This is a genomic window from Trichocoleus sp. FACHB-6, assembly GCF_014695815.1.
Taxonomy (GTDB): domain Bacteria; phylum Cyanobacteriota; class Cyanobacteriia; order Cyanobacteriales; family FACHB-T130; genus Funiculus; species Funiculus sociatus.
The window spans coordinates 53,506-79,305 of sequence record NZ_JACJOY010000057.1 but is presented as its reverse complement, the minus strand read 5'-3'; the positions used below and the strand labels follow the sequence as shown (position 1 = coordinate 79,305).

At 46.6% G+C, this 25,800-nt stretch carries 17 protein-coding genes; 10 read left to right on the top strand and 7 right to left on the bottom strand.

Going from position 1 to position 25,800, the window contains the following annotated elements:
• Positions 1–49 precede the first annotated feature (49 nt).
• The 3 genes from H6F66_RS11005 to H6F66_RS10995 form a co-directional block, all read right to left on the bottom strand.
• Complete coding sequence (locus H6F66_RS11005) at positions 50–895, bottom strand: DUF4351 domain-containing protein (RefSeq protein ID WP_190421064.1); 846 nt, start codon at positions 893–895, stop codon at positions 50–52.
• 179 nt (positions 896–1,074) lie between these two features.
• A complete protein-coding gene (locus H6F66_RS11000; RefSeq protein WP_190421062.1) occupies positions 1,075–1,416 on the bottom strand; it encodes a DUF952 domain-containing protein in 342 nt (113 codons plus the stop codon).
• A 146-nt stretch (positions 1,417–1,562) separates the two neighbouring features.
• Positions 1,563–2,450: a PhzF family phenazine biosynthesis protein gene (locus H6F66_RS10995; protein ID WP_190421060.1), complete on the bottom strand. Its 888-nt coding sequence runs from the start codon at positions 2,448–2,450 to the stop codon at positions 1,563–1,565.
• A gap of 193 nt (positions 2,451–2,643) precedes the next feature.
• On the opposite strand from H6F66_RS10995, the gene H6F66_RS10990 reads away from it, so the two are divergent.
• Positions 2,644–3,915: a septal ring lytic transglycosylase RlpA family protein gene (locus H6F66_RS10990; RefSeq protein ID WP_190421058.1), complete on the top strand. Its 1,272-nt coding sequence runs from the start codon at positions 2,644–2,646 to the stop codon at positions 3,913–3,915.
• Between the two features lie 144 nt (positions 3,916–4,059).
• Here the strand turns inward: H6F66_RS10990 and trpE are convergent, their stop codons facing one another.
• The 3 genes from trpE to H6F66_RS10975 all read right to left on the bottom strand — a co-directional run bounded on the left by trpE (position 4,060) and on the right by H6F66_RS10975 (position 8,503).
• Positions 4,060–5,586, bottom strand: coding sequence for an anthranilate synthase component I (trpE, locus tag H6F66_RS10985; protein ID WP_190421056.1), 1,527 nt, complete (start codon positions 5,584–5,586; stop codon positions 4,060–4,062).
• Positions 5,587–5,847: 261 nt separating this feature from the next.
• Positions 5,848–6,282 (bottom strand): photosystem I reaction center subunit II PsaD, encoded by a 435-nt coding sequence (locus tag H6F66_RS10980; protein ID WP_190421054.1) that lies wholly within the window; start codon positions 6,280–6,282, stop codon positions 5,848–5,850.
• Positions 6,283–6,433: 151 nt separating this feature from the next.
• Complete coding sequence (locus H6F66_RS10975; RefSeq protein WP_190421052.1) at positions 6,434–8,503, bottom strand: DICT sensory domain-containing protein; 2,070 nt, start codon at positions 8,501–8,503, stop codon at positions 6,434–6,436.
• Between the two features lie 413 nt (positions 8,504–8,916).
• Here H6F66_RS10975 and H6F66_RS10970 point away from each other — a divergent pair, with 413 nt between their 5' ends.
• The 9 genes from H6F66_RS10970 to H6F66_RS10930 all read left to right on the top strand — a co-directional run bounded on the left by H6F66_RS10970 (position 8,917) and on the right by H6F66_RS10930 (position 24,702).
• Positions 8,917–10,452, top strand: coding sequence for a ferredoxin--nitrite reductase (locus H6F66_RS10970; protein WP_190421050.1), 1,536 nt, complete (start codon positions 8,917–8,919; stop codon positions 10,450–10,452).
• Positions 10,453–10,481: 29 nt separating this feature from the next.
• A complete protein-coding gene (locus tag H6F66_RS10965; protein ID WP_190421048.1) occupies positions 10,482–11,834 on the top strand; it encodes a CmpA/NrtA family ABC transporter substrate-binding protein in 1,353 nt (450 codons plus the stop codon).
• Between the two features lie 88 nt (positions 11,835–11,922).
• Positions 11,923–12,765 (top strand): nitrate ABC transporter permease, encoded by an 843-nt coding sequence (gene ntrB / locus H6F66_RS10960; RefSeq protein ID WP_190421137.1) that lies wholly within the window; start codon positions 11,923–11,925, stop codon positions 12,763–12,765.
• Between the two features lie 86 nt (positions 12,766–12,851).
• Positions 12,852–14,852: a nitrate ABC transporter ATP-binding protein gene (locus tag H6F66_RS10955; RefSeq protein WP_190421046.1), complete on the top strand. Its 2,001-nt coding sequence runs from the start codon at positions 12,852–12,854 to the stop codon at positions 14,850–14,852.
• Positions 14,853–14,903: 51 nt separating this feature from the next.
• Positions 14,904–15,764 carry a nitrate ABC transporter ATP-binding protein gene (locus H6F66_RS10950; RefSeq protein WP_190421044.1) on the top strand — a complete coding sequence of 287 codons (861 nt, stop codon included), beginning with the start codon at positions 14,904–14,906 and terminating at the stop codon, positions 15,762–15,764.
• Positions 15,765–15,915: 151 nt separating this feature from the next.
• Positions 15,916–18,129 (top strand): nitrate reductase, encoded by a 2,214-nt coding sequence (locus tag H6F66_RS10945; RefSeq protein WP_190421042.1) that lies wholly within the window; start codon positions 15,916–15,918, stop codon positions 18,127–18,129.
• Between the two features lie 404 nt (positions 18,130–18,533).
• Entirely contained in the window at positions 18,534–20,102 is a 1,569-nt protein-coding gene (locus tag H6F66_RS10940; RefSeq protein ID WP_190421136.1) for a ferredoxin--nitrite reductase, read from the top strand.
• An 85-nt stretch (positions 20,103–20,187) separates the two neighbouring features.
• Positions 20,188–22,410, top strand: a complete 2,223-nt coding sequence (locus tag H6F66_RS10935) for a nitrate reductase (RefSeq protein ID WP_190421040.1) — start codon at positions 20,188–20,190, stop codon at positions 22,408–22,410.
• A gap of 783 nt (positions 22,411–23,193) precedes the next feature.
• Positions 23,194–24,702: a NarK family nitrate/nitrite MFS transporter gene (locus H6F66_RS10930; protein WP_190421038.1), complete on the top strand. Its 1,509-nt coding sequence runs from the start codon at positions 23,194–23,196 to the stop codon at positions 24,700–24,702.
• A gap of 174 nt (positions 24,703–24,876) precedes the next feature.
• On the opposite strand, the gene H6F66_RS10925 is transcribed toward H6F66_RS10930, so the two are convergent.
• On the bottom strand, positions 24,877–25,377 hold the full coding sequence (locus H6F66_RS10925) for a hypothetical protein (protein ID WP_190421036.1): 501 nt from the start codon (positions 25,375–25,377) through the stop codon (positions 24,877–24,879).
• Between the last annotated feature and the right edge of the window lie 423 nt (positions 25,378–25,800).

Genomic DNA, 25,800 nt, shown 5'->3' with positions numbered 1-25,800 from the left:
CCTCCTGATTTTCCCACTAGGTGACAAAAATAGTCTCCCCTGTGAGTGCTTATGAGGAATGAACCTCTAACCAATTAATTAAATCGGTTACATTAGAAAATTCTAAAAATGCTTCTGCCAAATCTTCCAATTGGGAGATAGATAGAGTACGAATCTGTTCTTGCAATTGAGGGGTAATAGTACCAAACCGACGAGTAAGCTGACGCAGTAGCAACGCCACCTCTCCCTCTTGGATTCCCTCTTGGCGTCCCTCTTGGCGTCCCTCTTGGCGGATGTATTGATAGAACGTAGATTCTCGCATAATGTCCTCCCTCAATAATTGACGAATTAAATTATCGTTAAACCGCAACCCCGCGAGAACCCCAGCACAAGCTGACAGATTCGCTCTTTCTTCGCGTGACTCAATCCTAGCGACTTGTGCAGCGACTTGCTCTAGTAAAGTGTTAGGTGAGTCACTTTGAGCTAAAGTGGCGAAAGGTAAAAGCGCAGGGTTTGCTAGGAGTGGCGCGGGGTCTTGCTCCCACAGACGAATTACTCGGTAGCGATGTCTGGTATTGACAGCTTCAAACTGTTCGGTAAAAGCAACTTCTGAGGTAGTACGCCTTAAAAATAGGACAACCTGCTCAATGTGACAACCGTACTGGCGATGAAGTCTCATCCAGTAGTCAAGCATCCGCAGTGGTAATGGCGGATTAGATACTGGTAGGGTTTGAAATTCTACGTGCAGGATTTGGTTATCGGTTTGCAGAAATGTTAGAGAATCACCGCGAATTGGTTCTAGACTCAGTTCAGTTTTAAGTACCTGGATATCGTCAGTGTCAACTGAGAGTAACCAACGGGCAAATTGGCGCGGATACTTTTGGGCAAGATATTTACAAGCGTTGTCGTAGTTCAAGAAAGATTCGGTGTAGATAGATAATTTAAAATATTATTCTCTCACCGAGAGTAACTGATGAAAGTACACAATATAAAGTAGTAGCCTAGGTTGGGACTGAGGATGGGAAACCCAACTATGCCAGTCAAATTGGCGTTGGGTTTCTTTCGGACTTAAGACAACCTACAAACTTATTAATCCTACTCAATTTCGGCTGGCAATGTAAACAAGCCATCTTCGCCAGGCTCAAAGTCCAGCACTCGCACCACAGCACTGATATTCAAAGCACCGTAAATGTGAGGAAACTGCTCTCCCGCATCTAATCCTTCATATCGGATTTCTGGCTCTACTTTTTCAGATTCAATACACAGGATAACTAAACCAGTCTGGTAGCGAAAAAAGTTATTAGCTACTTTAATAACTTGCTGCGGTGTTGAGCAATGAATAAAACCCTCAGAGTCTAAAGTATCGCCGCGATATATTTTTGTTGACTGTGCTTCTTTCCATTGTTCGCGCTTCGTGATATGCAATATGATATTCATACAAATCTCAAATTTTAGGTACGTAGTTATCAGGAGTCTCGGCCTCCCTATTCATTTCCAAGCCGCAGCCTAGGAACGATATTTTGAAAGCTTGGGTAGGTAGGCTTTGTTTATTTAGCTATGATTCCCCTTTGTCGGGGGTATTATTAAACAAATTCTCCTTTCGCTACCATAATCACCTTTCCCCCTACAAATACCTCAATTGAATCAGCATTCTTTTCAGCTTTTAACAACAGCAAGGAAGGTCTGCCAATTTCATACCCCTGTTCCACTCGGATATTAATGGGTTTTTCTCCAAAATAGGAATGCTGCGCTAAATATCCAGCCAAACAACCATTCGCACTTCCCGTGGCTGGATCTTCTGGAACCCCAAGATAATCAGCGAATACGCGCACGCTTAGGTCATTCTCTGCATAGTAGGTTTCCGGACAAAAAACCAGTATGGATTTTGCCTGAGTGGTATCTACAAGCTCAAAGTATTTATCTTTGTTGATTTTGATCCGCTTTAAGGAGGAGTGAGTTTTCAATGGAACGATGATAAACGGAACTCCAGTGGAAACTTCTTGAATTGGAAATCGGTTATCTATCTCGCTTGAATCTAGATTTAAAACTTTGGCAAGTGTATCTATTTCCAAGTTTTGGTTAAAAGCAGGCGCTTTTTGCTGCATCCATAACCATTCAACTGCTTGCTTGGCGTAGTGCACGGTTACAGGAATTTGTCCAACTTTCAAGTTTAGATTCAGGGATTCAACTGGTTTATTAATAATTCTCTGCTGCAAGATATAGGCAGTACCTAGTGTAGGATGACCTGCGAAAGGTAGTTCTTGCTCCGGCGTAAAGATTCGCACGTCATAACCACCTTCGCGAATATCTGGAGATATCACAAAGGTGGTTTCTGAATAATTCATTTCTTTAGCGATTCGTTGCATTTCACCATCAGAAAGTTCACCGATATTGGTAAAAACTGCCAACTGGTTTCCGGTGTATTTTTCTAGAGCAAATACATCCACAATGTAGAAGGTGAGGTTGTCCATATTTGGTAAAAATTGTTGCGTTGTTGCGATCGCTATTACGGTACCCAGAGGCTGGGATCGCCCTAGACTGTACAATTAAGGATTGAGCAGATATACTCTTATTGGAGTTATGTATACTGGGTAACGATTAGCTACCCAGAGTGCATTGTAACCAAATATTTAACTGCTCATGCCATTCTTCGGACTTTTTTGGGTGACATCCTGGTTCAGTTATTTTTTATCGTCTAACCAGGCGTTGTTGAGGGTACCAGATTATTTGTCGGCTGCTCTTCCGTCCAAGGTTTTGTCGGCTGTGGGTAATCCCCTGGAAACTTATAATCCCGTAGTTTTTCCGGCACAATTCAACTTAGGGGGCTTGCATTCTCAGAAATTTAGTGCAGTTTTACCTAGCTTGGGTTTGCAGGCTGGATCGGGAATAGGAGAGCCTCTACCAAACAAAGACAAAGTAAAATCGGCTGTTCAATCTATCCGCTGGATAGATGCGTTAGACAATGATCTCTGTGTTCCAGCGTCAGAGCAAAGCAATGAATCTGCGCCCTTTACACCAACAATTATTTCCAAATCTGCCTCATGGATTGAAGTACCAGGCAGTAGAGTATTAAAGATTAGTTTCCCTCAAAGAATAATGCAGGTTGTGCAGAATTTGTTAAACTGGCCTGCTCGTTTTGAGCCTAATGAAAAAGCAAAGCCTGCGCCTGTTGCTGTAGTTCGGACTCGCTACAAAAGTGAAGCAGGGGAGAATTTAAACAGCTCTAAACTCAGTCAGCGGCGAGGATTTTGGCTGTCATTGGCGAAGGGAAAAAAGAATTCTTCTGGCAAAAAAGCCACAGAACACGAGCAGTTTCAAGTCTGGGTGAAGGGAAATTTGATTGCCGAAATTCCCGACAAAGTTGAAGCTGAAGCTTTTGCCAAGCGTGTAGCGAAACTTTTGCAAAACCCCAATGTGGATGGTTCACAAGTGCAACCAATGCTATTGTATGGGATGCCTGGGGGGAGGTTAGGCAATAACCAGTTGTTTGCCATTGATGAAGCGATCGCATCCAATCTCGATCGCAATGGAGAACTATTGGCAATCGAATGGGTGAATAATCTCCGCGTCGCTTTGGGCGCTGCACCTTTAACCTTGGTAAAAGCACAGGCGCAACTGCACGGATTAGTCTCCACAGATGACAAATTTGAAGGTTTTGCCTCCTGGTATGGAGACTATTTTCACGGGCGCTTAACAGCAAACGGCGAGAAGTATAACCAGTACGCACTAACGGCAGCGCATCCCTCTCTACCGTTTAATACCTTTCTCAAGGTGACAAATACGAAAAATGGGGATGCTACCATCGTCCGAATCAACGATCGCGGCCCCTACATTGCCCCCAGGACGCTTGATTTATCGCGGACTGCGGCACGCTGTATTAAAAGTGAAAAGGCTGGTGTCGTGCCGTATGAAGCGGTCGTTATGAAGCAGCTGTAGCCTAAGCCAAATTCAGTTGATTACCCGCAATGAAGAGTCACCCCAGCCCCTCCCCGGTTGATCTCTCTAGGGGTTGGGAGTGGGGTTCTTTGATTATGGACAACTAGACAGACGGATTTGAAATTATTAGCCAGTAGCCCGCTGCTACTGGCTAATAGCTAAACAGCGAATCGCCTCTAAAAGCCCTCTGGCTTTATTGAGAGTTTCTTCATATTCTTTTTCCGGGTCAGAATCCGCAACCAAACCAGCACCAGCCTGAACTGAAACGGTATGTTTACCGCCGTCTTGGGGGCGGACAACCATCGTGCGGATAGCGATCGCAGTATTCAATTGTCCCTCAAAGTCATACCAGCCATAAGCCCCAGAATATGGCCCGCGACGACAAGGTTCTAATTCCTTAATAATCTCCATCGCCCGAATCTTGGGCGCACCGCTGACTGTCCCAGCGGGGAAGCAAGCTTTAAGTAAATCCCAAGCGGTTTTATCGGGGGCTAGGAGTCCCACAACGTTGCTGACAATGTGCATCACATGAGAGTAACGCTCAATTACCATCAGTTGATCGACTCTCACCGTACCGCTGGTGCAAACGCGCCCCATGTCATTGCGTCCCAAGTCAACTAGCATGACGTGTTCGGCAATTTCCTTGGGGTCTTGAAGTAAGTTTTCCGCAAGGCTGTCATCCTCCTTCGGCGTTTTCCCTCGCGGGCGCGTTCCAGCAATTGGTCTGACGGTAGCGATCGCTTTCCCTTCTGGAGAAAGATCCGCTTTCACCATCACCTCTGGAGAAGAACCAATAATTTGCCAGTCGCCAAAGTTGAAATAAGCCATGTAAGGCGAAGGGTTAATTAGGCGCAGGGAACGATATAAGGCGAAGGGGTCGCCGCTATACTCAGCCGAGAGTCGCTGGGAAAGTACAACTTGGAAAATATCCCCAGCACGAATATAATCTTTTGCCTTTTGGACGTTGGCGCAGTATTGTTCGCGGGAAGTATTGCTGGTATATTCACTCCCCTCTCCGGTTGGCGGAGTCCATTCTAAAACTGTGTCTTTCCCGGATAAGGGTAGCTGGAGTTTGCTTACCAGTTGCTTAACGCGATCGCCGGCTAACTTGTACGCAGTAGCCAAATCCACATCAGGATCTCGCAAATCTGCATAAGCGATCGCCCAAATTTTCCGCTTCACCTGATCGAAAATAATCAGATTGTCCACCTGCATCCACAACCCATCCGGCAAATCCTCTTCAGTAGCTGGATAAATCGGTACGCGAGGTTCAATCCAGTTAATTAATTCATATCCCCAGAAGCCAAACAATCCCCCAATTCCTGGCGGTAATTGAGGCAACTTTACTGGGTGAAAGGGTTTTAGACAATATGCCAATGCCTGAAACGGGTCGCCTTCAAATGCGATCGCATTCCCGTCCCGATGAATTTGCCTAGTCTTCTCTCCCCTCGCCTCCAACACCCACAACGGATCGCATCCCAAAAAACTGTAGCGTCCGATATTCTCCCCACCTTCCACTGATTCCAGCAAAAAGCTATAAGGCTGTCCCGCGCAGACTTTGTACCAAGCAGACACAGGGGTTTCTAAATCCGCTACCCATTCCTGGTAGACAGGTACAAAGTTGCCTTCTTTAGCTAAATCGGAAAATTGAGTAAAGTCAGGAAAAATCATAAATTTATCGGGTATTGTTCCTCAAGTGTAAAAAACACAATAAGCCTTTCAAACAAATAGGGCGGGCATTAAGAAGGAAAAAGCAATAGGAAAAAGGGAAAAATGAATAATTTTGCCTTTTTACCTTTGCCGTTTGCCTTTTTCTTGCCCACCCTACTATTTTTTATGTATTTTTGAGAACAATTGGGGCTATGTGCCTAAAGTTATGCACAACGGCGTACCGCGCCACAAAACTATCGACATTTACCCCAAAAACGGACGCTACACTTCGTAAGTTTTACGGCCGCTAAACTTCACTTTTGGAGGTTCTACATTCTCTCCTAGCCGGCGTTCTTTCTTACCTACATAGGGACGACCGGGGTTTACCTTCTCAGGGAACACGCCATCCTTCGGATGCAGATACTCCATTTCACCGTTAGGGAAGACACGGTAAATTTTGTAGTTGTTGATTTTGAACTTGGCGCGTAGTTGCTGTCCGCCCAACATAATGCAATATTCTTTGCGGGCGAGGAACAGCAAGTTTTCGCCTTGCCGCATGATGGCAGAACCACCAGTCGGCATTTCAAACACTTGCTCTTTGGGGCTTGTCCAGGTGATAGCGTACTTTTCTTCGGTTTGGGCTTTTGTTAGCAAGCCTCCGGTACTGCCACCAAATATCGGGGTTTGTCCAGTTAGAGTCTCTACCGTTTCTGGCATAGATTTTTCTCCCAACGTTTTAGGGCATCCTATCACCCAGCAAACGTCTCTATTGCCACTCTGTCAAGAACTGTAACAGTTCGTCATTAGTCAAGGGGTTGGAGGGTGGAAGGTGGAAGGTGGGAATGTTGTAGTTCCCACCTTCCCACGGCTACTGACTACTAACCATTGACTGCTTTGCCACGATGGGAACGGTGAAGTGAAACTTACTGCCTTTGTCCTTACCAGCAGATTCAGCCCAAATCTCACCACCCCAACCGCTGACAATCTGGCGACAAATTGCCAGTCCTAAACCAGTACCGCTAGTAGTTCGCCGCAAAGCGCCTTCTTCCTGATAGAACCGATCAAAAACAGCCTCAAGTCGATTGGGTTCAATACCGCGTCCCGTATCAGCAACAGTAACTTCCAGCATAGAGCCACCGTTACTGCCAGCTTTAATGCTAATTTTTCCTTTAGACGTGGTAAATTTACAAGCGTTATCTAGCAGCTTGGCAAGAACCTCAACCAGCCACTCGCCATCGGCTCTCACCAAAGGCAGGGGATTGGGGACTTGTGTAATAATCTCTGGCAATTGACCATCAGAATGACGGGCGCGGATACTGCTGAGGGCCAGATCAATGCACTCTTGCAACTCCAGTGATTCTGGGTGCCATTGTACGCGACCGCTTTCTAACCGCGAAAGGGTGAGGAAATCCTGCACGAGTTTACGCATCCGTTCCGCGTCGGAGAGAGCAGTGTTGAGCATTACCTGCCGCATTTCTGGAGACATATCAGGTTCGGTTGCCAGACTTTCCAGACAGACTTGGATGGTAGACAGAGGGGTGCGTAATTCGTGACCAGTAATGGCGACCAAGTTGCTGCGGGTGCGGTCGAGGGCTTCTAGCTGCTGGTTGAGGTCTTGCAGGTTAGCGTAGGCTTCAGCTTGAATTAAAGCACCACCGATCTGAGTAGCGATCGCTTCCACCAATTCCAGTTCATCTTCCTCGCACTCATACGGTGTCCCGCCGCAATAATGCAACTCCACCATCCCCAGCAACCGATCCTGATACAGCACTGGTACCATTAGCCAGGAAGAAATAGAAAAATTGCTCACAATAGCTTGCAGCTGGCTATTAGAGCCTGATTTCAACCCATCCCCGACAATCCGAGAATCTGTATGAGTATTAGCTACATACACTTGTTCTCGCTTCTGTACAACTTCCTGAAACAGAGGATTATTCTCCAAAGGCCAAGCCTGACCTAGCGTAGAGACAAGTCGAGAATCCCCGCTACCACTCACCCCCAAAAATTCATGATTAATTGTCGTAGCTGTATCCGTTGAGACCCGATATATTAGACACCGAGAAGCAGACAAAGCCTGACCCAACTCCTGCACTGCCACTTCCAGAATTTCATCCGGATGTAGCGGCTGTCCTGTATTGCTACCCCGGCGGATGGCAGCGGTAATTGAGTTTACCAAACGCTCTTTGCGTTCCTGAGCAGAAATAGAGCGATAAGCTTTTAGCAGTTTATACTGCCCAGCTTGCAAGTAAGTCAGCAGGCACTCAACAAACGGATCGGGGTTGGTGGCTGTTGCATTTTGAGTTAATAAATTCGCCCCAACCCCTACAACCCGTGCTACCGAAGCAATGCCGTAAGCGTTTTGCGCTTGAGCGATTTTCTCCTCCAACTCCGGGCGATACTGTAAAATCCGATTCAATAATAATCCAGCAACAGTACAGCTTACTTGCCGATCAAAACTCCAGATTCCCTCAAATCGGCGGGCTGTGTCCATCTCCAAAGGAGCTGACAGGCGGGACTTCTCTCCTCTTGCTTCTTGCCTCTTAACTTTTGCTTCTTCAGCTGTTCTTTCCCGACACACTAAGCAGGTGGCATAGTGCTGTCCTACCACCACTAAGTGCCATTCTTTACCCAAGCCGTCCTCAGGCTCAAAAGCCACAGTCTCGTAAAAGCCCGATCCGCTGGTAAAGGATGTTTCCGGTGCCGCCATCACATATACCTGATCCGTCCGTTCGGCAATCCGTCGATACCGATGAGCCTCCTGACGATAGAAACGCTCTCGCTGGAAGCTGGCAATCACCAGATGCTTGTCTGAAGATGCCAGAATTTGGTCTTCCATAGCATGAGAGAGTGCCGTTAAGGAAGACTTGAAATACATTTGGGTTCGCAGGTGAGGCAGGGCCCAGAGCAGCTCTGTCAGCACAGAAGTCGGTATGATCATTAATTTTGCCGAGTTTTGTACCCGTTCTAATGCTTATCGTACAAAACAGCGCTGCATTCTAACTTTTAAATAGGGTTTCTGTATTTATTTGCTACACATTAGGTAGCAAAAAAGAAAGTTATTATTTATCAGTTATTAATTAACAAATCTTATACCTTCTCTTTCCTCACTCTCCATCCTCTAATTTTTAGCCTTTATAACCATAATCAGCCCTACTTATCAATCTTTCTTAAGTAGGAGCTGATGTCAAATTAGCATAACAATTATGCAGAAACTTCATTTACATTAATATTTTGTAACTTTGTATACGAATTTCCTCAGTCAGTCCGCATAACTTATCATCAACGAGCGATTGACGAAACACCTGAAATCGGTTTGGGGGCAGTTGAGCGCTAAGTAATGAGGACACACCCATGACAAGCACAGCCACGCCAACAGCAAGTCTGAACAAGTTTGAAAAATTTAAAGCCGAAAAAGATGGTCTGGCAGTAAAGTCAGAACTGGAACACTTCGCCCGCATTGGCTGGGAGGCGATGGACGAAACAGACCGTGACCACCGTCTTAAGTGGGTGGGTGTGTTCTTTCGACCAGTCACTCCCGGAAAGTTTATGATGCGGCTGCGGATGCCAAGCGGCATTCTCACAGCTAGTCAAATGCGGGTGTTAGCTGAAGTCGTGCAACAGTATGGCGAAGATGGCAATGCTGATATTACCACTCGGCAAAACATTCAACTGCGGGGAATCCGGATTGAGGATCTGCCAGAGATTTTCAATCGGTTTAACCAAGTCGGTTTAACTAGCGTCCAGTCTGGGATGGACAACGTTCGCAACATCACTGGTTCGCCAGTAGCGGGAATTGATGCGGATGAATTGTTCGATACCAGAGAACTTGTGCAGCAAGTTCAGGACATGATTACCAGTAAGGGGGAAGGCAACAAAGCCTTCTCGAATCTGCCGAGAAAATTTAATATAGCGATCGCAGGTTGTCGCGACAACTCGGTTCACGCCGAAATCAACGACCTCGCTTTCGTCCCCGCCTTCAAAAACGGCACCTTCGGGTTTAACATTCTCGTCGGTGGCTTCTTCTCCGCAAAACGCTGCGACGCAGCAATTCCCCTAAATACCTGGGTGCCTCCCGAAGATGTTGTAGATGTATCCAGAGCAGTTCTCGAAGTTTTTCGCGACCAAGGCCCCAGATCCAATCGGCAAAAAGCCCGGTTGATGTGGCTTATCGATGAACTTGGACTCGAAAATTTCCGGGCATTAGTAGAAAAATATCTCTGTAAACCACTGCAACCAGCAGTCGAAAAAGACGAAATTGACTGGGAAAAACGCGACCACCTCGGCGTATATCCTCAAAAGCAACCCGGCTTAAACTACGTCGGTTTACACGTTCCCGTCGGGCGTTTGTTTGCCCAAGATATGTTTGACCTCGCCCGAATAGCTGAAGTCTACGGCAGCAGCGAAATTCGCCTCACCGTTGAACAAAACGTCATCATCCCCAACATCCCAAACTCAAGGATGGAGGCATTCCTAGCCGAACCCCTCTTAGAAAAATTCTCCACCAGTCCCCAACCTTTGACAAAAGCACTTGTTTCATGCACCGGGTCACAGTTCTGCAACTTTGCCCTGATTGAAACCAAAAACCGCGCTGTGGCAATGATTCAGGAGCTAGAAGCAGAACTTTCCCTAACCCAACCCGTGCGAATTCACTGGACAGGTTGCCCCAACTCCTGCGCCCAACCGCAAGTTGCTGACATCGGTTTAATGGGGACAAAGGTACGCAAAAACGGCAAAACCGTTGAAGGTGTGGATCTTTACATGGGCGGCAAAGTAGGTAAAGAAGCCGAACTCGGCACCTGCGTTCAGAAAAGCATTCCCTGCGAAGACCTCAAACCAGTGTTGCGCGATTTACTCATCCAGCAATTCAAAGCCGAAATCAAAAATTAGTCAGTAATTAGCAACAACAAAGAAACAAAATGACCAGACTTTCCAGAAGGCAATTCATCATCACCGCAGGAGCAGCTACAGCTGCATCTTTACTCGCTCATGGCTGTAGCTCTGGCCCTACCAACACCTCCACAAGCGCCAATAGCTCCACATCAGGTGCTTCAGGTTCCTCACCCGCCGCCACCCTAGCGGCTAACGCACCAAAAGTAGAAACACCCAACGCCAAGTTAGGATTCATCGCTCTTACCGACTCCGCACCCCTGATTATTGCCAAAGAAAAGGGTTTATTCGATAAGTACGGCATGACAGGTGTCGAAATCCTCAAGCAAGCTTCTTGGCCCGTAACTCGCGACAACTTGGAAATAGGCTCTCAAGGCGGTGGTATTGATGGGGCGCATATCTTAAGCCCCATGCCTTACTTCATGACCTTGGGCCAGACCAAGAACAAGCAACCCGTACCGATGTACATTTTGGCGCGGTTGAATACCAACGGTCAGGCGATTTCCATTGCCAATACTTACAAAGATGCAAAAGTTGGTTTAGAAAGCAAGGGGCTGAAAGAAGCCTTTGCTCAAGCCAAAGCAGGTGGTAAAAATGACCTCAAAGCTGCGATTACGTTTCCTGGCGGCACCCACGACCTATGGATGCGCTACTGGTTAGCCGCTGGCGGTATTGATCCTAACCAGGATATTTCTGTTGTTCCTATCCCACCGCCGCAGATGGTGGCAAATATGAAAACGGGCAACATGGAAACCTTCTGCGTAGGTGAACCTTGGAACGCGCAGTTAGTTAACCAGGGACAGGGTTACACCGCATTAGTGACAGGTGAACTGTGGAAAGACCACCCAGAGAAAGCTTTTGCCATGCGACAAGATTGGGTGGATAAAAATCCCAATTCTGCCAAAGCGTTGCTGATGGCGGTACAGGAAGCCCAGCAATGGTGCGACAAAGCAGAAAACAAAGAGGAGATGTGCCAAATTGTCTCCCAGGCGAAGTGGTTCAAGGTGCCAGCCAAAGATATTATCGAGCGTTCTAAAGGCAATATTGACTACGGCGACGGTCGTCCAGTGGTTACGGGTAGCCCGCTACAGATGAAGTTCTGGGCAGATAATGCTTCTTATCCTTACAAGAGTCATGACACCTGGTTCTTAACTGAAAACATTCGCTGGGGCAACATTCCCGCTGACACAAATCTTAAGGAACTCGTGGACAAAGTAAACCGCGAAGATTTGTGGAAAGAAGCGGCTAAGGCGCTTGGTGTTCCCAATGCAGAAATTCCTACTAGCAGTTCTCGTGGCATTGAAACGTTCTTCGATGGTGTCAAGTTTGACCCCGAAAAGCCAGAAGAATACTTGAAGAGTCTCAAGATTAAAAAGGCATAAATGGCTGATTGAAGGATAGCTAATTGCTAATTGTTTAAAAGCAATTAGCAATTAGTTGATGACTAATAACCAACAATTAGGAAGAAGAATGACTGCTAAAGCTGACCGCCGCCTGCAAACTAACAATCCTCAACAGTTACTGACAAGTTTTTTTCAGAAGCAAGCTAAATATATTGTGCCGCCCCTGGTTGCACTAGCATTGTTTCTGCTAGTATGGCAACTCCTCTGCCCTCCCGGTTCTAAAGGTTTGCCAGGGCCAATCCAAGTGATTGGTGATACTTGGAACCCTTACATTATTAATCCTTTTTTCGATAATGGCGGTACAGATAAAGGTTTGGCATTGCAAATTTTAGCCAGCTTAGGAAGGGTAGCAATTGGTTTTTCTTTATCTGCGATAGTTGGCATAACTGTAGGTATTATAGTTGGGGCGAATGATTTTGCTTATCGGGCTGTAGACCCAATTTTCCAAGTGTTACGTACTATTCCCCCGTTGGCGTGGTTGCCTATATCTCTGGCAGCACTACAACAAAGCAACCCTTCAGCTATTTTCGTGATTTTTATTACCTCAGTATGGCCTATTATTATTAACACAACTGTAGGCGTACAGCAGCTACCCCAAGACTACAGAAATGTCGCCAGAGTGTTGCGGCTATCTAAACAAAAGTATTTCTTGAAAATTCTACTTCCCGCAGCAGTTCCTTACATTTTTACGGGATTAAGAATTGGAATTGGTTTGTCTTGGTTGGCGATTGTTGCGGCTGAAATGTTGGTAGGCGGTGTGGGTATCGGCTTCTTTATCTGGGATGCCTACAACAATTCTTTGATGAGTCAAATTATCATCGCGCTTGTGTATGTCGGTATTGTTGGTCTGCTGCTAGATAGAATAGTGGCTTTTATCGCTTCAATGGTAGTTCCAGAAGAACAAAAATAGCGAGCTGGGGACTAGGGACTAGGTAAGAATTATCCCCAATCCCCAATTCCCAATCCCCAATCCCCAATCCCTAATCCCCAATCCCTATGTCTTTTGTAGAAATCGACCACGTAGACCGAATTTACCCACTTGCCAATGGTGGCACTTATGTAGCACTTAGGAATGTTGATTTAAAAATTAAACAGGGTGAGTTTATATCTTTAATTGGACACTCTGGCTGTGGCAAATCCACCTTATTAAATATGGTGGCTGGTTTAGATAAACCAACCAGAGGAGGTGTGATTTTAGAGGGGAAACAAATCACTTCGCCGGGGCCAGACCGGATGGTGGTCTTCCAAAATTATTCGTTGCTACCTTGGCTTTCTGTTCGAGAAAATATATCTCTGGCGGTAGATGAAGTATTTCAGAACAAGCCGAGAGGGGAGCGAAAAGGTATTGTAGAACATCACATTGATATGGTGGGGCTGCGGCAAGCGGCTGATAAACGACCGGGGCAGCTGTCGGGAGGGATGAAACAGCGGGTAGCGATCGCCCGCGCCCTCGCCCTGCGTCCGAAAGTGCTGTTGTTGGATGAACCTTTTGGGGCGCTGGATGCACTGACACGCGGCGGTTTGCAAGAAAAATTGATGCAAATTTGCGAGGAAAGCCACGTTACCTCAATTATGGTGACGCACGACGTGGATGAGGCGCTGTTGCTATCAGACCGGATCGTGATGCTGACCAATGGCCCGGAAGCGCATATCGGGCAAATTCTGGATGTGTCGATTCCCCGCCCCCGCAGGCGCATGGACGTGGTGAATCATCCTAGCTACTACGTGTTGCGGAACGAGATGATTTACTTCCTCAACCAGCAGAAAAAAGCCAAGAAGCGCCAGATACAGGCACCTATGGCAATTTCCCGCAACGGGTTGGAGAAAGTAAATCTGGAAATTGGCTTTATTCCTTTAACTGACTGCGCCCCCTTGGTGGTGGCGAAGGAAAAAGGATTTTTTGCCAAACACGGGTTAGAGGAAGTCACCTTAAACCGCGAACCTAGCTGGAAAGCGATCGCAGAAGGTGTGGGGACGGGACGGCTGGATGCTGCCCAAATGGTCGCCGGAATGCCGATGTCAATGACTTTGGGTGGTGGGGGAAAGCCGCCAGTACCAATTTGTACAGCATTGACCTTATCCCGCAACGGCAACGCAATTACTTTAAGTAAGGAATTATACAATCAAGGCGTTCGTACTCTGGCAGACTTAAAAGGAGCGATCGCCCAAAATCCTGACAAAGTTTACAATTTCGCGGTAGTGCATCCAGCCTCAATGCACAATCTGATGTTGCGTTCTTGGCTGGCTTCCGCTGGGATAGATCCAGATCGAGATGTCAACCTCACAGTGATTCCGCCCCCGCAAATGGTAGCCAACCTCAAAGCTGGAAATATTGATGGTTACTGCGTCGGCGAACCCTGGAACTCTCGCGCCGTTCAGGAAGGTTTAGGCTTTGTCATCACTACAGATATGCAACTGTGGGCTGGACATCCTGAGAAGGTACTCGGATGTAAGGAAGAATGGGCAAATAAATACCCCCAAACCCACGTAGCCTTAATTAAAGCGCTGCTGGAAGCTTGCGAATACTGCGATGACCGCCGCCATCGAGAAGAAGTTCTGGAATTACTTTGTAAGCCTGATTATGTAGGCGCTGCCGCCGAACATATTCGTCCCGGCTTTATCGACCCCTACGATCGCGGGACAGGCGAAGAACCTGAGATGATGTTGCGTTACAACCAATTCTTTGTTGACAAGGCAAACTTCCCAGAACGGGAGGAAGGACTATGGGTGATGACTCAGCTGGCACGATGGGGGATTATTCCGTTCCCGAAAAACTGGTTAGACGTTACAGAACGGGTGCGGCGCGTGGACGTTTATGGGCAAGCGGCACGGGAATTAGAGTTGACGGATATTGGACGCGATCGCGAACCGATCAAAATGTTTGACGGAACAACTTTCAACCCCGACGACCCCCTGCAATACCTCAACAGCGTCAAAATTAAGCGCCCAACCATCATCGAAGAAATCAACATCGACCAATTAGTTATTAGTAAATAGCTAATGGCTGATGGCAAAAACAATTAGTAATCCTTCATCCCCATCCTTCTCATGCAAACTGTAAACAACAGCAACACCTCATCAGTCAGTCCGCAGCCGTCAGCCTTTAGTCCGGTCATCAACCGCGACCCGTATTTGGTAATTGAGAATGTCTCCAAAGTCTATCCTTCTGCCCAAGGCCCATGCACCGTTCTGGATGGGGTAAACCTCACAGTTTACGAAGGCGAATTTATCTGCCTGATTGGTCACTCTGGTTGTGGCAAATCCACACTGTTAAACATGGTGTCAGGTTTCAACAAGCCAACTCATGGGGAAGTGCGCCTGCAAACTGCGACAATTCGCGAACCAGGCCCAGATCGGATGATGGTGTTTCAAAACTATTGTCTCCTGCCCTGGATGACTGCCTTTGATAACGTATATTTGGCAGTAGATTCCGTCTTCCCAGACAAACCCCACAAAGAAAAAGTCGCCATCGTCAAAGAACATTTGGCGATGGTGGGACTCACCGAAGCCGCTGACAAAAAGCCAACGCAACTATCTGGCGGGATGAAACAGCGGGTAGCGATCGCCCGCGCCCTTTCCATACGCCCCAAAGTTCTGATTTTAGATGAGCCTTTCGGCGCATTAGATGCCATCACCAAAGAAGAATTACAAGAAGAACTCCTGACAATTTGGCGGGAACATCGGGTAACAGTCTTAATGATTACCCACGACATCGACGAAGCGCTGTTTCTAGCAGATCGGTTAGTCATGATGACCAACGGCCCAAAAGCTAAAATCGGCGAAATCTTGAATATTCCCTTCTCCCGTCCCCGCAACCGCGCCCAGATTATGGAAAATCCTGAATACTACAACTTGCGTAACTACGCCTTAGACTTCTTGTATAACCGATTTGCTCATGACGATGAATAGTCATTGGCTATTTGCAGGATGGATGGCTAATAGCTAATAGCAATCCTTGCAGGAGTTGTAAATTCTCTTACTCTGCGCCCTCTGCGCCTCAGCAGTTCGTTTTTTTCATCAAACTAGGACTGCTTAGCCATTAGCAATAAACTATAGACTAATGACAACTGACACGACAAAAACCCTTTGCCCTTACTGCGGTGTTGGTTGCGGACTGGAGGTTTCACCTCCAGCACAACCAGGTAAAGCAGTAAATAGGGATAGTCAAGGAACTCCCATCTGGAAAGTGCAGGGCGATCGCACTCACCCTTCCAGTCAGGGTATGGTGTGTGTCAAGGGTGCAACCGTTGCCGAGTCTCTGTCCAAAGACCGGCTCCTCTATCCAATGGTGCGCGACTCCCTAGACGAACCCTTCCGCCGCGCCTCCTGGGAAGAAGCTTTAGATCGCGTGGCGAGTCGGATTAAAACCGTTCTCTCGACTCAAGGGCCAGAAGCCGTCTGTATGTATGGCTCTGGACAACTGCAAACAGAAGATTACTATGTTGCTCAGAAACTCCTTAAAGGGTGTCTGGGTACTAATAATTTTGACTCCAATTCGCGGCTGTGTATGTCCTCCGCCGTGGCAGGTTATTCTCAGAGCTTTGGAAGCGATGGCCCTCCCTGCTGCTACGAAGATTTAGATGTAACCGATTGTGCCTTTATCATCGGTAGCAACACGGCAGAATGTCACCCAATTATTTTTAACCGCCTGCGGAAACACCACAAGAAAAATCCCAAGGTGAAAATGATTGTGGTCGATCCCAGAAAAACCACTACAGCGGAAGCAGCAGATTTACACTTAGCGATAAAACCAGGGACTGATATTGATTTACTCAACGGTATCGCCCACCTGTTGATGCGTTGGGGCAGAATTGATACTTTTTTTATTGACGAATGCACCTCCAATTTTCCGGCTTATGCTGAGGTGATTCAGCACTATCCGCCGGAAGTTGTCGCCAAACGGTGCGGCATATCCGTAAAAGAACTGGAAACAGCTGCTCACTACTGGGCTGATTCTGAGCGGGTGCTGTCTATGTGGTCGATGGGCGTGAATCAGTCTTCGGAAGGGACTGCCAAGGTACGGACTATTATTAATCTGCACCTAATGACTGCTCAGATTGGTAAACCGGGGAGCGGCCCTTTTTCCCTGACAGGTCAGCCAAACGCGATGGGTGGACGGGAAACTGGGGGACTTTCCCACATCCTACCAGGCTATAGAGTGGTAAAAAATCCCCAACATCGTGCCGAATTAGAAGAATTTTGGCAACTTCCCGCTGGACAGATTTCGCCTGTTCCAGGTTTGGCGGCGTGGGACATCATCACGGGTCTGGAAACTGGCGATGTCGGAATGCTCTGGATTGCGGCAACTAACCCTGCTGTGAGTTTACCCGATTTAGAACGTTCTAAGGCAGCGTTAATGCGATCGCCTTTTACGGTATACCAAGACGCATATTACCCCACCGAAACTGCCGAATTTGCTCACGTCTTGCTTCCTGCGGCGCAGTGGAGCGAAAAAACTGGGACAATGACTAACTCTGAGCGAGTTGTCACTTTATGTAAGGCGTTTCGTACTCCTCCCGGTGAAGCGAAAGCCGATTGGAAAATCTTTGTGGAAGTAGCACGGCGGCTGGGCTTTGGCGACAAATTTCCTTACTCTACCTCAGCTGAAGTTTATGACGAATATGCTCAGGTAACACGCGATCGCGTCTGCGATATGAGTGGCATCAGTCACGCACGACTAGCAGCACAAGGCCCGCTACAATGGCCCCTCCCAAAGGAAAAGGAATCTAGACTCCCGGCTGTGAAGCGATTGTATACAGATGGGCGCTTTCCTTCGCCTGATGGACGGGCGCGTTTTGGGGCATACCATTCACGCGGTTTGGCAGAACCACCAGATCCAGACTATCCCTATGTCCTCACTACAGGCAGACTTTACGGCCATTGGCACACCCAAACCCGCACGGGACGGATTGATAAAATCAAGCAGATGCACCCGAATCCATTTATTGAGATTCATCCCCGCGATGCTGCCAATTTAGATGTTCAGGAGAATGATTTGGTGGAAGTGCAAAGTCGTCGCGGCACATCTCGTTTTCCAGCTAAAGTAACAAAAGCAATTTCCCCCGGAACTGTCTTTGTCCCAATGCACTGGGGCGCACTTTGGGCAGACAAAGCAGAAGCTAATGCCCTAACTCATCACATATCCTGTCCCGACTCGCTGCAACCAGAATTAAAGGCTTGTGCAGTGCAACTTGTACCTGTTGTTGCCGAAAAATCTGAGGGAGGTTATTTGCGTTGTGACACTAAATCTCCGGCTTTTTCTTCACGAGTTTAGCTTGGTATAAATTTGTGAAAAATTAGTCCTTTTTGGTGGAAAAGCGAACCGCCGAGCCGCTGAGGGCGCTGAGGAAAAGAAGCACACCTCTAAAGAGAGTTTTAGCAATCTTCCAAAAGAAAGAGTTAAAAAATTATAAATATTTCAAAAGGTGGGGTTCTGGGTAAATAGGCATCTTCTGTAACAAAGTCTACCGATTCCTGGCATAAGAGGGCATAAGGTTAGATAAAAATCTGACTAGATTGTCCGATAAATAGCTGTTGAGGCGAGTCGTGCGCTCGCTAGAGACATAATATGCAACGAGGCTAAAACTTATGACGGAAGCAACCGAAGTACCAGGAAAGGTAGGTAAAGCTCAGGTGGAAGCGAACGGCTCCCCAGCAACCGTCGAATCATCTGAAAATTTGACAAATGCAGGCGAAGCAACACCAACCCAAAACAAATTTGAAAGGATTAAATCCGAAAAAGATGGTCTGGTATTAAAGCAAGAACTAGACTATTTAGCAGAGATTGGCTGGGAAGCGATGGAAGAAGCCGATAGAGACTATCGGTTGCGGGTTTTGGGTTTGTTTTACCGCACAGTGACACCAGGCAAATTTATGCTGCGGATGCGGCTGGCGAATGGGATTTTAAGTGCTTACCAAATGCGGGTTTTGGCTGAAATTGTGCAGCATTACGGAGATGAGGGAAACGCCGATATCACCACACGGCAAAATATTCAACTGCGACAGATACGCCTTGAAGATGTACCAGATATCTACCGAAAATTAGAACAAGCTGGATTAACATCGGTTCAGTCTGGCGTGGACAATGTTCGCAATATTACGGGTTCACCTTTAGCAGGAATCGATCCAGATGAATTGATCGATACGCGGGGATTGTGTCGCATGGTGCAGGACATGATCACTAATATGGGGAAAGGGAATCCAGAGTTTACGAATTTGCCAAGAAAATTTAATATTGCGATCGCAGGTTGTCGTGACAATTCAGTTCACGCCGAACTTAACGATATCGGTTTCATCCCAGCCTACAAAAACGACACCATCGGCTTTAATGTCATCGTCGGCGGGATGTTCTCACCCAAACGTTACGAAGCTTCAGTTCCTATGAATGCTTGGGTTCCACCACAAGACGTGGTGGCTTTGAGCCGAGCCATTTTAGAAGTTTACCGCGACCACGGGCTGCGGGCGAATCGGCAAAAGTCGCGGCTGATGTATCTGATTGATAAATGGGGAATTGAGAAGTTTAGAGAAGAGATAGAAAAACGCTTTGGTGAAGTTGGTGGCACTCTACCTCTGCAATCGGCTGCTGAAAAAGATGAATTCCTGTGGGAAAAGAAAGATTACATCGGAGTTTATAAACAGAAGCAACCTGGATTAAACTTTGTGGGTTTACATATTCCCGTCGGTCGGATGTATGCCCAAGATATGTTTGACTTAGCCAGAATTGCCGAGGTGTATGGTAGTGGGGAAATTCGCTTTACAGTTGAGCAAAATTTAATTATTCCCAATATCCCCGATACTCGTATGGAAGCGTTTTTAAAAGAACCAATTTTAGAACGTTTTTCAGTTAATCCAGAGAACTTGATGCGCGGGTTAGTTTCCTGCACGGGGAGTCAATTCTGCGGCTTTGCACTAATAGAAACCAAGAACCGCGCTTTGGCTTTTGTAAAAGCATTGGAAGCCGAATTAACTTTACCTCAACCAATACGAATTCACTGGACGGGATGCCCCAATTCCTGCGGTCAACCGCAAGTGGCAGATATTGGGTTGATGGGAACAAAAGGACGCAAGAATGGCAAAGTCGTCGAAGCCGTCGATATCTGGATGGGCGGGAAAGTAGGTTATGAAGCTGAACTTGGTAGCCGGGTGATGAAATCGATTCCCTGTGACGATCTTAAGCCAGTGCTGCGAGATTTGTTGGTTGAACACTTTGGGGCAAAACCGAAGCAGTCATTAGTTCTTAGTCATTAGTTTGTTGCTAATGGGTAATAGGTAATTCTTAATTGCCCTTAGCCATTAGCCAATGACTAATTACCAATAACAAATAACTAAGAATATGAGTGATTTAATCAAAACGCTCTGCCCTTACTGTGGTGTTGGGTGTGGTTTAGAAGTTTCGCCGCCAGCCCAAGCTAATCGGGAAACGAATCGAGATAGTAAAGGCAATCCTGTCTGGAAAGTTCGAGGCGATCGCGCTCATCCTTCGAGCCAGGGTATGGTATGTGTCAAAGGAGCCACAGTTACAGAGTCTATCAGTAAAGATCGACTGATGTATCCAATGATGCGCGATTCCCTGGATGAACCTTTCCGTCGCGCTTCTTGGGACGAAGCCTTAAATGCGATCGCAAGTCGCATTAAAACTGTGCGTGACACCTCTGGTGCAGATGCAATCTGCCTCTATGGTTCCGGTCAATTCCTCACGGAAGACTATTATCTTGCCCAAAAACTTTTTAAAGGTATTTTGGGGACTAATAACTTTGATACCAACTCGCGTCTGTGTATGTCTTCCGCCACAGCCGGGTATTATTACAGCTTGGGTTCAGATGGACCCCCCTGTTGCTACGAAGACCTGGAATTAACAGATTGTGCCTTTATCATCGGTTCCAATGCGGCAGAATGTCACCCGATTATCTTCAACCGACTGCGGAAACACCACAAGCAAAACAAGAATGTCAAAATGATTGTGGTCGATCCGCGCCGTACCACTACAGCTGAAGCCGCAGATTTGCATCTGGCAATTCGACCAGGTACAGACATTGATCTACTCAATGGTATTGGTTATCTGTTGCTGCGCTGGAACCGCCTCAACATTGAATTTATAGACGAATGCACCACAGGTTTTCCATCCTACACTGAGGTAATTCAGCACTATCCGCCGGAAGTTGTCTCTGAACGATGCGGAATTTCCATCCATGACTTGATAACAGCTGCAAAAGCTTGGGCTGAATCGAAGCGTGTGCTGTCTATGTGGACAATGGGTTTAAACCAGTCTTCAGAAGGTACCGCCAAAGTGTGCAGTCTGATCAATTTGCACCTCATGACTGGTCAAATTGGCTTTCCCGGAAGCGGCCCTTTTTCGCTGACAGGTCAGCCGAACGCGATGGGAGGAAGGGAAGTTGGCGGTTTGGCGCATCTTTTACCTGGGTATCGTTTGGTAAAAAATGAGCAGCACCGAACTGAAGTTGAGCAGTTTTGGGGATTACAACCTGGGCAAATTTCGCCAGTTCCCGGCCGCAGCGCTTGGGAAATTATTACTGGACTAGAGATAGGAGAAGTAGAATTTTTGTGGATTGCGGCGACTAACCCAGCGGTGAGTATGCCGGATTTGGAACGGACAAAAGCCGCCCTTAAGACTTCGCCTTTTACTGTCTATCAAGACGCTTACTATCCCACAGAAACTGCCGAATTTGCTCACGTTTTGTTACCAGCAGCGCAGTGGGGCGAAAAAACTGGCACGATGACCAATTCTGAGCGAGTAGTAACGCTTTGTCCAGCTTTCCGTCCGCCAGTAGGACAGGCGAGAGCAGATTGGGAAATCTTTGCAGAAGTCGGTCGTCGCTTGGGATTTGCTGAACAGTTTGCTTTTACTTCTTCAGCGGAAGTTTATGCGGAATTTGTGCAGTTGACACGCGATCGCGTCTGCGAACAAACTGGCATCAGTCATGCACGATTAGCAGCACAAGGCCCTATACAATGGCCCGAACCGGACAAAAAAGAACTGCAATCTTTACCCAAGGCGGTGAAAAGGCTGTATACAAATTTCCGTTTTTCCACCCCTGATGGAAGGGCGCGTTTTGTTGCCCATCATTCACGGGGTTTAGCAGAACCACCAGATCCAGACTATCCCTTTGTCCTCACTACTGGCAGACTTTACGGACATTGGCACACTCAAACCCGTACTGGACGCATTGAGAAAATTTGCCAGATGCACCCGAATCCCTTTATTGAGATTCATCCGCGCGATGCTACAAAGCTGGGTATTCAGGAGAACGATTTGCTGGAAGTCCGAAGTCGTCGCGGTACATCCAGATTTCCAGCCAAAGTCACAAAGACAATTTCCCCTGGAACTGTCTTTGTCCCCATACACTGGGGCTTTCTTTGGGCAGACAAGGCAGAAGCCAACGCCCTTACCCATCCAGTCTCTTGTCCTCAATCCCTGCAACCAGAGTTAAAAGCCTGTGCGGTGCAACTTGTACCCGTTCCAACCCAGATGGATTCATCTGAGTATCTGCCGTCAAACGCTTACTCTGAAACTTTTTCTCCACCAATTTCGGTTTGAGGAAAAGTTTTTTACCTCCTCAGCCCCTCCGCAACGGGGGGAAGGATGGCATCAAAATAAAAACGCTAGGGCAGGTGGAAGATATGAGTTAACAAAAACATCAAAATAGTTGCAACTTTTCTATTATCTCAAGATTAATTGTAAGTTAAGCCCTTGGAACGGATGCTGTTGGTATCCTATAACCCTTATTAGTTTGTGGGGAATGGTTGGGTGATCAGGAAACCCAAGGAATTCATGAGTGCTGTTGGGTTTCACGTTGTTCAACATTCCCTAGCTATGGTTGGGATTTTTAGCTTTCAGTGAACTGTATTGGATTATAAATTAGCAAATGTTTAGGGACGCGATCGCTTCGGACGCGCCAACTTGTTGTGATAACACAAATTGGGCTTTTTGGGGCTGTATAGCACAATGCATTAGGCACTTTTTGCATCCTATGGTTGCGTAAATTGCAATAGTGGATTAACTAATAATTATAAAAATAGATTCACTTATCAAAATAAAAGAGATTTAAAAATAATTTGAACTTTGGTAACAAAGTATACGAAAGTCCTACACAAACCTAACTAATCTAACAGGAAAGCCTTGTCCAGAACAAAATGAAATCAATTACCTGCATTTCAACTCAAATCCCTAAAAAAAAATTGATATTGAACAATTAAAGAAAGCCTAAGTATTCAAAATTAGTTTTCGGGTAAACAAAAGTTTTGTTTTGACTAAGTTTATACCCAATCTAGTTGTGAGAGGAAGACCGTTGTACTTTGTTTTAAAAGAGGAGATTTTTAAATGTCTGGAGTATGGTCATTTAGCGGTCGATACCGCATCTTACACTTAACCTGGTTTGCTTTCTTTCTGACATTTGTGGTTTGGTTTAACTTTGCCCCATTTGCCACAGCAGTGAAAGACGATTTGGGTTTAACGGAACCACAACTTAGAACTTTGGCTATTTGTAATGTCGCTCTCACAGTTCCAGCCAGAATTATTGTGGGGATGATATTAGATCGCTTTGGCCCTAGGATTACCTATTCATGTCTGCTAGTTTATGCTGCCATACCTTGTTTAGCGTTTGCCTTGGCACAGAACTTTGAACAATTAGTTTATAGCCGCTTGGCATTGAGTATTGTCGGGTGTGGCTTTGTGATTGGTATCCGAATGGTGGCGGAGTGGTTTCCTGCCAAAGAAATTGGCTTAGCGGAAGGTATTTATGGCGGCTGGGGTAACTTTGGGTCGGCGGGTGCTGCGTTCACTTTACCGACTATTGCCGCCGCCGTCGCCTTTTTAAGTGCGGGTCAAGTTAACTGGCGGTTTGCGATCGCACTCACCGGAATTGTTTCCGCTATCTACGGGGTAATTTATTACTTCAACGTCCAAAATACGCCCCCCGGCAAAGTTTACGAGCGCCCAGAAAGCAGCGCGGGGATGGAAGTCACAACTCAGAAAGATTTCTGGTTTATGATGCTGATGAACATTCCCTTAGTTGGGGTTTTGGGCTTAATTGCTTGGCGTTTAAATCGAGTTAACTTCATCAACACTACGCAGCTGTATACCGCTTGGGTTTTGCTGGTCTGCTTATATGCGTTCCAGGCTTACAATTGCTGGAAAGCCAATAAGAAATTGATGAATGGTACAAAACGATATCCTGCTGAAGAACGCTACAAATTTTCTCAAGTAGCTAATTTAGAATTGGCTTACCTCGCTTGTTTTGGTTCTGAGCTTGCAGTTGTTTCCATGCTGCCTACATTTTTTCAAAGAAGCTTTGGCTTAACTGCGGCGATCGCTGGGGCAGTTGCTGGAACTTACGCATTTATGAACTTAGTAGCTCGTCCGGGAGGTGGCTTGATTTCTGACAAAATCGGCAGCCGGAAATGGACGCTGGCGGCGACACTGGCAGGAACTGGAACTGGGTATTTAGTATTTAGCAGTTTGGGTGGTAATATACCGCTTTTGGTTGTAGTAATTATGACCATGACTGCTTCCTTCTTTGTAATGGCAGCAGAAGGGGCAACTTACGCGATTGTCCCGCTGATTAAGCGGCGAGTGACGGGACAAATTGCTGGTAACGTCGGTGCTTACGGCAATGTCGGGGCGGTGATTTTCCTCACTGTATATAGCTTGTTACCTCAAGGTGCTGCGGGCGATCGCATCTTTTTCCAGATGCTAGGCTTAGTTGGCTTAATTGCAGCTAGTTTTTGTGCATTCTTCCTCAAAGAACCGGAAGGCTCTCATGAAGGTGAAGAAGCAGAAGTTTTATCTCCAAAAACTGAAGTTTTTTCCCACGAACAGGAACGACATTAATTTCAACTACTACCAAATACAGCCACACCCTTGTAGGGTGTGGCTACACAAACAAAGCCCGCTTTCGCGGGCTTTATACGCGAGAGCCGCGATTAAGCGAAGAAAGCGTAGGCTCTCGCGTACAGTCGTCGGGTTTCAGTCTTATTTTTCTAAAAGTGGAAGGCTATCAAGGGATTAGTTTTGGGTAGTTTGCTTCCACAACTTCTCCAAAACCTCTATTTTCTGATTGAGAGCCGTAGCGCGATGAAGGCAATACTTGTCATACAACAATATTCCTACACAAGCGCCACTAGGAATAAGATAGGTAAGCCAGAGAAGAATATTTGCAAGTGACTCTTGCTCTTGGGGAGTGAGCATTTGCAAATTAATAGTGACAGTAGATGATTTTAGGCTTTCAGGTGTTTGGTTGGGAGCCGAGGCGCGATCGCTAGTCTTTTCCACCTCACACAGCAAACGCTCTCCCTGTTTTACACAGGATAAATGCTGTACCTTTTCTGCATCTAAAAGCGGCTCCCCGCTAGCCGCAAATGCGCCTGTCGCAGAAGCAAGCAATCCCGAAGCCACTAAACACGCAGCTAGAAAATTAAATTTGAATTTTCTAGCTGATTGAACGCCTGTTGGACTGTTTGACAAGCTGGAAGCGCTAAACCGTGCCTGTGTTTTACCTAAAACCATTTTCCCTGCCTTTCCCGCTGCACAAATTTTAAAAGTATTTTGTAGTCATTGATACTATTGTACATTTGTGGGACAAGACATTCATCACCAGATCAGGTCAATTTTGGAATTGCCCCGATCTGAAAGGCTTGCTAACAATACATCTCGGTTAGTGATAAAAAGGCTAGGCGGGAGCGAGTCTTAACCCAGTATTGGGATTGGGAAGCGATCGCGTCTGTGGAAAGTGCGGTTTGAGCTAACCGGGATGCCAAACTTGCATCTGGGTTATGTCATCTATTTTTAACTTCAGCGCTAAAAGCTACTTTCAATACATTTTCACTTTTACTGCTTGGGTAGGTTTAATTGTCTAGAGATTTGAAAAAGGCCATTCATTATTTCAGAGGATGTCTGAAAAGTCATAATCGAGACGCTTAGGCGGTGGAA

Coding starts and splice junctions, on each gene's coding strand:
- H6F66_RS10955 (WP_190421046.1), top strand. CDS start 12,852: ATGTCTTTTGTAGAAATCGACCACGTAGACCGAATTTACCCACTTGCC.
- H6F66_RS10935 (WP_190421040.1), top strand. CDS start 20,188: ATGAGTGATTTAATCAAAACGCTCTGCCCTTACTGTGGTGTTGGGTGT.
- H6F66_RS10980 (WP_190421054.1), bottom strand. CDS start 6,282: ATGCCAGAAACGGTAGAGACTCTAACTGGACAAACCCCGATATTTGGT.
- H6F66_RS10930 (WP_190421038.1), top strand. CDS start 23,194: ATGTCTGGAGTATGGTCATTTAGCGGTCGATACCGCATCTTACACTTA.
- H6F66_RS10995 (WP_190421060.1), bottom strand. CDS start 2,450: ATGGACAACCTCACCTTCTACATTGTGGATGTATTTGCTCTAGAAAAA.
- trpE (WP_190421056.1), bottom strand. CDS start 5,586: ATGATTTTTCCTGACTTTACTCAATTTTCCGATTTAGCTAAAGAAGGC.
- H6F66_RS11000 (WP_190421062.1), bottom strand. CDS start 1,416: ATGAATATCATATTGCATATCACGAAGCGCGAACAATGGAAAGAAGCA.
- H6F66_RS10950 (WP_190421044.1), top strand. CDS start 14,904: ATGCAAACTGTAAACAACAGCAACACCTCATCAGTCAGTCCGCAGCCG.
- H6F66_RS10925 (WP_190421036.1), bottom strand. CDS start 25,377: ATGGTTTTAGGTAAAACACAGGCACGGTTTAGCGCTTCCAGCTTGTCA.
- ntrB (WP_190421137.1), top strand. CDS start 11,923: ATGACTGCTAAAGCTGACCGCCGCCTGCAAACTAACAATCCTCAACAG.
- H6F66_RS10945 (WP_190421042.1), top strand. CDS start 15,916: ATGACAACTGACACGACAAAAACCCTTTGCCCTTACTGCGGTGTTGGT.
- H6F66_RS10975 (WP_190421052.1), bottom strand. CDS start 8,503: ATGATCATACCGACTTCTGTGCTGACAGAGCTGCTCTGGGCCCTGCCT.
- H6F66_RS10965 (WP_190421048.1), top strand. CDS start 10,482: ATGACCAGACTTTCCAGAAGGCAATTCATCATCACCGCAGGAGCAGCT.
- H6F66_RS10970 (WP_190421050.1), top strand. CDS start 8,917: ATGACAAGCACAGCCACGCCAACAGCAAGTCTGAACAAGTTTGAAAAA.